This is a genomic window from Verrucosispora sp. SN26_14.1, assembly GCF_004307965.1.
Classification (GTDB): domain Bacteria; phylum Actinomycetota; class Actinomycetes; order Mycobacteriales; family Micromonosporaceae; genus Micromonospora.
Genome location: NZ_SISL01000259.1, coordinates 1 through 8,371, shown reverse-complemented (window position 1 = coordinate 8,371; position 8,371 = coordinate 1). Strand labels below are relative to the sequence as shown.

Genomic DNA, 8,371 nt, shown 5'->3' with positions numbered 1-8,371 from the left:
GGCTCCGGGGCGCCCGCCCGATCCGGCTCCCCCGTGGCGCCGGAGACGGGCGGGCGGGTGACCCGCACCAGCAGCAGGGTCGGCAGCAGCAGCAACGGCACCACCAGCAGCGCGTGCAGCGTGCCGATCCGGTCACCGAGCAGCCCCAGCAACGGCGGTCCGGCCAGGAACGCGGTGTAGCCGATCACCGCGACCACGCTGACCCGGACGTGGGCGTGCTCCTCCTCGTCGGCGGCGGCGCTCATCCCGACCGGGAAGCCGAGCGAGGCGCCGATCCCCCACAGCACCACGCCGACCACCGCGACCGGGCCGGAGCCGGCCAGGATCGCCACACCGGCGCCGACGATGGCGAGCAGGATGGTCACGGTCAGCACCGGCACCCGCCCCCACCGGTCCAGGGCCACCGTGCCGAGCGTCCGGCCCACGGTCATGCCGGTCACGAAGACGGCGAAGACCGCCGCGCCGGCTGCCTCGCTGAAGCCGTACCCGTCGATGAAGGCGACCGCGATCCAGTCGTTGGCGCTGCCCTCGGCGAACGCCGCCGCCAGCACCACCAGACCGATGAGCAGGGTGCGCGGCTCCCGCCAGGCGGCGAGCAGGGACTGTCGACCGCCACCGGCGCCCTCGCTCTCCGCACCGGGCGCGGCGGGCAGGAACGCGCGGGCGCCCAGCAGCGTGCCGACGAGCACCACCGCCGCAAGGACCCCGAGGTGGACGGCGACCGGCAGGCCGAGCCGGGCGGCCCCGGCGCCCAGACCGGCACCGGCCACCGAACCGAGACTCCACGCCGCGTGGAACCGGGGCATCACCGTCCAGCCCAGGCGGCGTTCGACGATCGCGCCCTCGATGTTCATCGCCACGTCGCAACTGCCGGAGCCGTAACCGAGCGCGAACAGGCCCACCGCCACCCCGGGCAACGAGCCGGCCACCGCCGACACCCCGGCCACGGTGAGGCCGAGGGCGACCACGGTGGTGGAGAACACCACCGCGCGGGCCGCGCCGAGACGCTGGGTGAGCAGACCGGCGGTGGGCATCGCGACGATCGCGCCGATGGACATGGCGAGCAGGAGCAGGCCGAGACGACCGGGGCTGAGTTCCAGCCCGTCGCGGACCGCCGGCACCCGGGAGAACCAGGTCGCGACGGCCAACCCGTTGAGCGCGAACACCACCGCCACGCCGTTGCGGGCGGCCAGCACCGCCCGGGGCGGACCCGAGGTGACCGGTGGTGTCGCGGGCGTGCTGATGACGGGATCCATGGAACTTCCCGGTCCTCTCGACGGCGGTGGGAGCGCAGGCAACGATCACACACCTGGGAGCGCTACCACCACAATCCATCTCCGGTCCTTACCCCCGGGCGTCCGGCGAGGCATGATGCGGTGGGAGCCCGCGTACCAGGCGGGCCGAGGGCAACAGGGAGACACCAATGACCACGGCACGCCGGCCGGCAACCCTGGACGACGTCGCCCGGGCCGCCGGAGTCTCCCGCTCCACGGCGTCACGGGTCATCGCGGGCAACGGGTTCGCGTCACCGACCGCGCGGGAGCGGGTACGCACCGCGGTGGACGAGCTCGGCTACGTACCCAACCCGGCCGCCCGGGCGCTGGTGCACGGCACCGGCGTACGGCTGCTGGTGGCGGTGGCCGGCACCGACCCGGCCGTGCTCGACGACAGCTACGTCGACCAGGTGCTCGGCGCCACCGCGCGGGTCTGCGCACCACACGGCCTGGGCGTCACCGTCGACTGGGTGCCGCTGCACGCCCCGGAGCGGCTGGTCCGGCTGACCGACGACCGGGGCGTAACCGGGTTGATCCTGGTCAACACGACCCCGGCTCTGCTGGAACTGGTGCCGCGCCGGCTGCGGGGGCGAGCGGTGTCGATCGGGGTCGGTTCGGCCACCGTGCCGTCGGTGGACATCGACAACGGCGGCGCCACCGAGGCCATCGTCCGTCACCTCTACTCCGGCGGTCGCCGTCGGATCGCGATGGTCACCGGCCCCCCGTGGTTGACCTGCGCGAACCGCTCGGTGGACGCGTACCGGGGGTTGCTGCGCGACGCGGGCCTGCCGACGCGCGAGGTGGTCGGCGACTTCTCCGTGGAGCGGGGCCGCGCCGCCGCCCGCGAGGTGCTGCGCCGCTGGCCGGACACGGACGCGATCGTCGGGATCAGCGACGCGACCGCGCTGGGCGTGATCGGTCGGCTCCGCGCCGACGGCGTACAGGTGCCCGGCGACGTCGCGGTGACCGGCTTCGACGACATCCCGCTGGCCGCCGTGACGGCTCCGGCCCTGACCACCGCCAGTCACCCGGTACGCCAGATCGCCAGCGCCGCCGCCACCATGGTGCTGGAGCACCGGCACGCCCCGATGTGCACCCGCTTCCCGTCCGCACTGGTGCGCCGCGACAGCGCCTGACCACAATCTTTCAGGATATCCAATTCAGCGGTACGGGGACTCGGCCGAATGTGACCGGAAATCGGTAAGATCGGCGACTGCCATCTGACTGATCGCTGACTGATGGCTCGGGCGGCGAACGCACAGACTGAGCCCATGAAATCGGGGCCCGGGCGCACCAGGATACTCCGCGGCGCGGCGTGTCTCGTCCTTCTGGCGGTTCTTTCCGGCTGTATGCAACTGAACGCCGGGCTGACCGTCAACGCCGACGACACGGTCAGCGGACAACTCCTGCTGACCGCCGAACGCACCGTGCTGACCACCAACAACAAGACGGTCGAGGCCGGCTTCGCCGAGCTTCGGCAGAACATCCCGGCCCTGCCCGAAGGCACCGAGAGCCGGTACGAGGACGCCACCCACTACGGCTCTCAGATCAACTACCGGAATGTCCCGCTCGATCAATTCGACAGCGAAAGTCTGAGCATCGTCCGACAGGGCGACGACCGGTACGTGTTCACTCTTCCGCTCGATCCGAAGAAGTACGGCGGAAAAGTGGCCGAACAGAATCCGGCCAATCAGGCGCACTTCATGACGCTGATGTCGTTCGAGATCTCGGTGACGTTTCCCGGACGCGTGCTGGACGTCAGCGCGGGCGGTCAGGTCAACGACCGGACGGTCACCTGGCGGGTCGCCCGCAACCAACCGAAGCCACCGGAACTGCGGGCCGTCGCCGAGGCACCACCCCGACCGTCCGCCCCGGCGGACGACGAGGAGAGCGGCGGGAGTTTCCCGTGGCTGCTGGTCGGTGCCGGTGCGGTGATCCTGCTGCTGGTCGCGGCGCTCGTCGTACTGCTGCTGCGTCGGCCCGGCACGGGCCCGGCTGACGGCGGCGCACCGACGCCCGGCGGACCGGGCACCTCCGGTGGTCCGGGCACCATCGGTCCGGCACCGCACACCACGACCGGCGGTGTGCCGGGCTCCGGCTGACGCAGGTCAGCCGGCACCGTCGCCCGCCCGGCGGGCGGCACCACATCCCACCTCGCACCACGCGAAACCGAAGGGAGATCGGCGATGAACGATCTCTTCACCTGGGCGGCGCTGGGCAGTCTGACCGGCGCGAGCGCCGCGACGCTGCTGGCCACGAACGTCATCGGCGGGCTGATCGGCCCGAGTGCCGACACGGCACGCAAGTGGATCGCGCTGGGTATCGCCCTGCTGCTGTCGTACCTCACCGCGGCCTTCGCCACCGACGCGGGCGCCGAGAAGTGGATCATCGCCTTCTTCAACGGCCTGGTCATCTTCTCCGCCGCCCTCGGCGTCAACCAACTGCCTCCCGGCAACCGGCAGGCGACCCCGACCCGGCTGGCGCAGGGCAACGAGCCCCGCTTCATCCGCTCCTGGGCCTAGAGGGGAACCGTCATGGCCGTCTTCGGAGTCATCAGCGCCGCCGTCCACGTCGCGGCGGGCACGGTCCTCGGCGGGCTGCTGGGCGGACCCGTCGGGCTGCTCGTCGGGGCGGGCGTCGGTCTGGTCGTCGGCATCGTCTTCGGATGGTCGATCACCTCGGCCCGGGTCTACGGGGCCGACGCCCGAGGGATCTTCCTGTTCGTCGTCGACCACACGTGGAGCCTGCTGAACACGGTGGTGGGCGCGACCTACCTCGCGGTGCACCTGGTCTTCGGCCACTCGCTGGACCGGGCCACCTCGCAGCACAGCTGCCGGGTCAACGTGGTGGAGGGCGTCTCGCCGCGCTACGCCACCACGCTGGGCACGGTCTGCGCCGGCTCCGGGCCGGGCATCCAGCGCCACGAGGACGTGCACATCTTCCAGGCCCGACTGCTCGGACCGCTCTACATCCCGCTGGTCCTGGCCAACTACGTGCTGTTCACCATCGCGCCGGTGTGGCTGCTCTACCACGACCACACCGGCGCCCCGATCAACCGCTTCACCCGGTACTTCGAGATCGGCGTCTACCCGCACGTGTGGAACGAGGCGATCGCGTACCGCATCCAGGGGACGCCGCCGCGATGACCGGAGGCGGCCCGATCGAGACGGCCACCGCCGAGCTGGCGGAGTGGCTGGCCGGGGCGGCGGGAGACGCCGTCCCGGTCGGTCCGCCCGGGTCCGGTCCGGCGGCGGGCGGGCTGACACTGTGGCCGCTGGAGTTGCGCCCGGCCCGGCAGACCCGGGGCAGCGGCGGCCCCGAGCCGTACCGGCTCGTCGCCCGCTACCTGCTCGCCGCAGACGGGCCGGAGGCGCTGGCGACGTTGGACCGGGTGCTCGTCGCGGCGACCGGAGGAAGCGGACACACGCTCGTGCTGGAGGCCGGTGACCCGGCGCTGTGGGTGGCCCTCGGCGTCCCGCCCCGGCCGGCCCTGCTGATCGACGTACCGGTGCAGGTCACCCACCCGCACGAGCCGGCACCGCCGGTGCTGCGTCCGCTGCGGCTGCGGCAACTGGAGATGCTCACCTTCGACGGCCGCGTCGTCGGTCCCGCCGACCAGCCGCTCGCCGCGATGCGGGTGGAGGTCGTCGGTCAGCCGTACGCGACCCGGACCGATCCGGCGGGACGGTTCCGGGTCGTCGGCGTGCCGCACGACCCGCAGCAGCCCGGAACGGTCCGGCTCCGGCTCACCGGTCGGGGTCAGGTGCTCACCGCCGAGGTGGACCCGACCGACACCGACATCGTCATCGTCTGCGCGCCACCGACCCGCTGACCCGACCCGTACGGGAGGACCGATGCCCAGCTACTTCTCACCCGGGATCTATGTCGAGGAGGTGCCTGCCGGTGCCCGGCCGATCGGACCGGTCGGCACCAGCACGGCAGCCTTCGTCGGCGTGGCTCCGGACCGCACGGCCCGTCTCGGCGAGGCCCTCGCCGTGAACAACTGGACCGAGTTCCTCCGCCTCTACGCCGACGGTGACGAGTTCGAGAGCACCCCGTTGGCCCGCGCGGTCTTCGGTTTCCTCGACAACGGGGGCACCCGCTGCTGGGTGGTCAACGTCGGCGAGGGCGGCGCGCTCACCGGCAGCGGACGCCAGCGCGGCGGACTGGACCTGCTGGAGGCTATCGACGAGATCTCCATCGTGGCCGCGCCCGGCTTCCACGACGCGGTCGCGCACGAGGCGCTGCTGAGCCTGGCCGAGCGCACCCGCACGATGGTCGCCATCTGCGATCCCGCTCCCGACATCGACGACATCTCGACCTTGACCCGGGTGGCCACGGCCGGCTCCGGTCGGGCGGCGAAGCCCACCGAGGGCGGCGACAGCCCCGCCAGCTCGGGTGGCTCAGGCGGCGCGGGCGGGGGTACGACCGGGTCGAGCGGCGGCCCGCAGGCGCACCGGCCCCGGCAGTCCGACTTCGGCGCGCTGTACTTCCCCTGGCTGCGGGTCCGCGACCCGCTCAGCGGCGACCTGGTGCTCACCCCGCCGAGTGGGCACCTGGCCGGTATCTGGGCCCGCACGGACGCCCTGCGCGGCGTGCACAAGGCTCCCGCCAACGAGCCGGTACGCGGTGCCGTCGACCTGGGTCATCTGGTCACCCGATCCGAGCACGACGTGCTCAACCCCAAGGGCGTCAACGTGATCCGGTACTTCCCCGGCGAGGGCATCCGCGTCTGGGGCGCGCGGACACTCGCCGCCGAGGCCAGCGAGTGGCGGTACCTCAACGTCCGGCGGCTCTCCATCGCCATCGAGCAGGCCATCGCCAACGGCACCCGGTGGATGGTGTTCGAGCCGAACGACTACACGCTGTGGCGCTCCATCCGCCGGGACATCGGCGCCTTCCTGACCCGGGTGTGGCGCGACGGCGCGCTGCTGGGTCGTACGCCCGAGGAGGCGTTCTTCGTCAAGTGCGACGAGGAGACCAACCCGGCCGACGTCCGGGACGCCGGGATGGTGGTCGCGCACATCGGCATCGCGGTGGTCAAGCCCGCCGAGTTCGTGGTGTTCAAGCTGAGCCAGTGGGCCGGCGGCACCGAGACCGAGACGATTGGAGGCTGACATGCCGACCACGGCCACTCCGCAGCCGGGCGCCCCGGTCGACCCGTACCGGGCGTACAACTTCAAGCTGCTGGTCAACGGGGTCACCAACGGCCACTTCACCGAGGTCAGCGGCCTGGACGTGAACATCCCCGCCCAGCCGTACCGGGAGCAGGGCAACGACCGGATCCGGATGATCCCCGGACAGGTCGAGTACGGCCCGGTCACGCTGCACTTCGGCCTGACCGCGTCCCGGGAGCTGTGGGACTGGGTGCACACGATCGCCCGGGGCACCAGCGACCGCCGCAACGTCTCGGTGGTGCTGCTCGACTCCGTCGGCACGGCCGAGGTGCTGCGCTGGAACCTGCTCAACGCCTGGCCCACCCGATGGCGCGGCGCACACCTCAACACGCTCGGCCAGGAGATCGCCATCGCGGCGCTGACGCTGCGCTACGAGAGCCTGGAACTGGAGACCGGCGGTGCCGCGCCCACGCCCGCGTAGCTGGGTCGCCGGTCGGCTCCGGTCCGCCGCGCGTGCCGTGGACCGGTTCGCCGGTCTGGTGGACACCACCGACGACGAGAGGGACGACGACCTGCCTGGTGGCATCCGCGCCAGCGCGATCGGGGGCCTGCGTGGCGACGCGGTCGGCGACGCGGACCACGGGACTGACGCCGCAGCGCCGTCGGACGTGTGGGAGGCGGTCGCGTACCGGCATCCGGACCGCCCCCCGGAGCACTGGCTGCGGCTGATCGCCGCCCATGCCCCGGGGCTGCTCCGCGACCTCGCGGCCGAGCTGCCGCCTGGTGATCTGCCGCCTGCTGCTCTGCCGCCTGGTGCGGCGGAGGGACCGGTGGACGTGACCGATCCGTGGGCCGGGCGACGGCCGCCCGGCGGCGGCTGGGGCGACGGGGTCTCGTCGGCTCACGTCGCGTCACCGGGGAGCGACAGGTCCTCCCCCGGCCCCTTTGCTCTGCTTCGACCGACGCAACGCCCGGGATACCGCACGACGGCCGTTGCGTGGAGTGAAGCAGAGCAAAGGGGCAGAGCAGGGACAGGTGCCGGCCCCATGACCAGCCCTACGTCCGGCCCCACGACCGGACCGGCGACCGGCGCGACGACGGGACCGGCGACCGGTCCGGCGACCGGTCCGGCGGTGGTACGCGGGGGCAGCCCGACGTCGAGTGACCACGGCGTACCGGGAGGTCGACGTACGGGAAGCGGAGCCGATACAGGAGCCGGGATGGAGGGTGCGCCGCGGCCGTCCACGGGCGGCACGCCCTCGGTGAGTGGTGTGGGCACGGCGGAAGCAGCCCCAGGCGTCAGCGGGGCACGCGCACCGGGAGCAGCGGCGGGCGTCGGCGGACCGAACACACCGAAGATCAGCGGACCGAACACACCGAAGGCAGGTGCGGGCGTCAGCGGGGTGGCGTCCGGTGGGGAGGGTGTGGGTCCGGCGGTGGGCGACGCGACGATGCCGTGGGCGGGCGGACGCGGGCGTCGCGCGGATCCGCCCCGCGAGGGGACGGACCCGGCGACCAGCGTGACCGGCACCGGTGTGGCAGACGTGGCGGGCCGACCACGGCGGGGCACCGGTGCCGACCGACAGACCGACGTTCCGGTGGCGTCCGCCGGATCGTCGTCCGGCTCCGGGTCGACGGCGGGGCACTCACGGTCGGTGACGGATCCGCCCGAAGCACCGCGATCGGTGCCGGGGCGGAATCGGGCGGTGCTACGCCTGGTCAGCTCCGACCCGGACACCTCGCCGTCACAGGTAGCGGGGCGGGAGTCCGACGGGGGGCGGCGTCCGGCGCGATCACCCGGCAGCGGACGCGACGGGGATCGGCATCCGGCGTGGTCGGGTGGGGACGGGCCCGACGGGACGCGGTACCCGGAGCGGTGGGGAGCGGCGGGTGGGGACGGTCCGTCCGGGAGGGGCGGCGAGGTCGGGCGGCGGCGCGCGGACGGTGCGTACGGGGACGGGCTCTGGCCCGGTGCGTGGC

Annotated in this window: 8 protein-coding genes; 7 read left to right on the top strand and 1 reads right to left on the bottom strand. The window is 73.1% G+C overall.

Features of this window, described 5'->3' with window-relative positions; all coding sequences use genetic code 11:
* The coding region (locus EYA84_RS20830; protein WP_394347594.1) for an MFS transporter at positions 1-1,244 on the bottom strand (1,244 nt) is incomplete at its 3' end.
* Positions 1,245-1,423: 179 nt separating this feature from the next.
* On the opposite strand from EYA84_RS20830, the gene EYA84_RS20825 reads away from it, so the two are divergent.
* From EYA84_RS20825 to EYA84_RS20795, 7 genes are all read left to right on the top strand, one after another.
* The gene (locus tag EYA84_RS20825) at positions 1,424-2,410 is read left to right on the top strand and encodes a LacI family DNA-binding transcriptional regulator (protein ID WP_131054725.1); all 987 of its coding nucleotides are present in this window, start codon (positions 1,424-1,426) and stop codon (positions 2,408-2,410) included.
* A gap of 213 nt (positions 2,411-2,623) precedes the next feature.
* The gene (locus tag EYA84_RS20820) at positions 2,624-3,376 is read left to right on the top strand and encodes an LppM family (lipo)protein (RefSeq protein ID WP_131054724.1); all 753 of its coding nucleotides are present in this window, start codon (positions 2,624-2,626) and stop codon (positions 3,374-3,376) included.
* Positions 3,377-3,460: 84 nt separating this feature from the next.
* Entirely contained in the window at positions 3,461-3,796 is a 336-nt protein-coding gene (locus tag EYA84_RS20815) for a hypothetical protein (RefSeq protein WP_131054723.1), read from the top strand.
* A 12-nt stretch (positions 3,797-3,808) separates the two neighbouring features.
* Positions 3,809-4,420, top strand: coding sequence for a glycine zipper family protein (locus EYA84_RS20810; RefSeq protein ID WP_131054722.1), 612 nt, complete (start codon positions 3,809-3,811; stop codon positions 4,418-4,420).
* Positions 4,417-5,106 carry a carboxypeptidase-like regulatory domain-containing protein gene (locus EYA84_RS20805; protein ID WP_131054721.1) on the top strand — a complete coding sequence of 230 codons (690 nt, stop codon included), beginning with the start codon at positions 4,417-4,419 and terminating at the stop codon, positions 5,104-5,106. Before EYA84_RS20810 ends, EYA84_RS20805 begins: the two co-directional genes overlap by 4 nt.
* 22 nt (positions 5,107-5,128) lie before the next feature.
* A complete protein-coding gene (locus EYA84_RS20800) occupies positions 5,129-6,391 on the top strand; it encodes a phage tail sheath subtilisin-like domain-containing protein (protein ID WP_131054720.1) in 1,263 nt (420 codons plus the stop codon).
* 1 nt (position 6,392) lies between these two features.
* Positions 6,393-6,872, top strand: coding sequence for a phage tail protein (locus tag EYA84_RS20795; RefSeq protein WP_131054719.1), 480 nt, complete (start codon positions 6,393-6,395; stop codon positions 6,870-6,872).
* Positions 6,873-8,371: the final 1,499 nt, after the last annotated feature.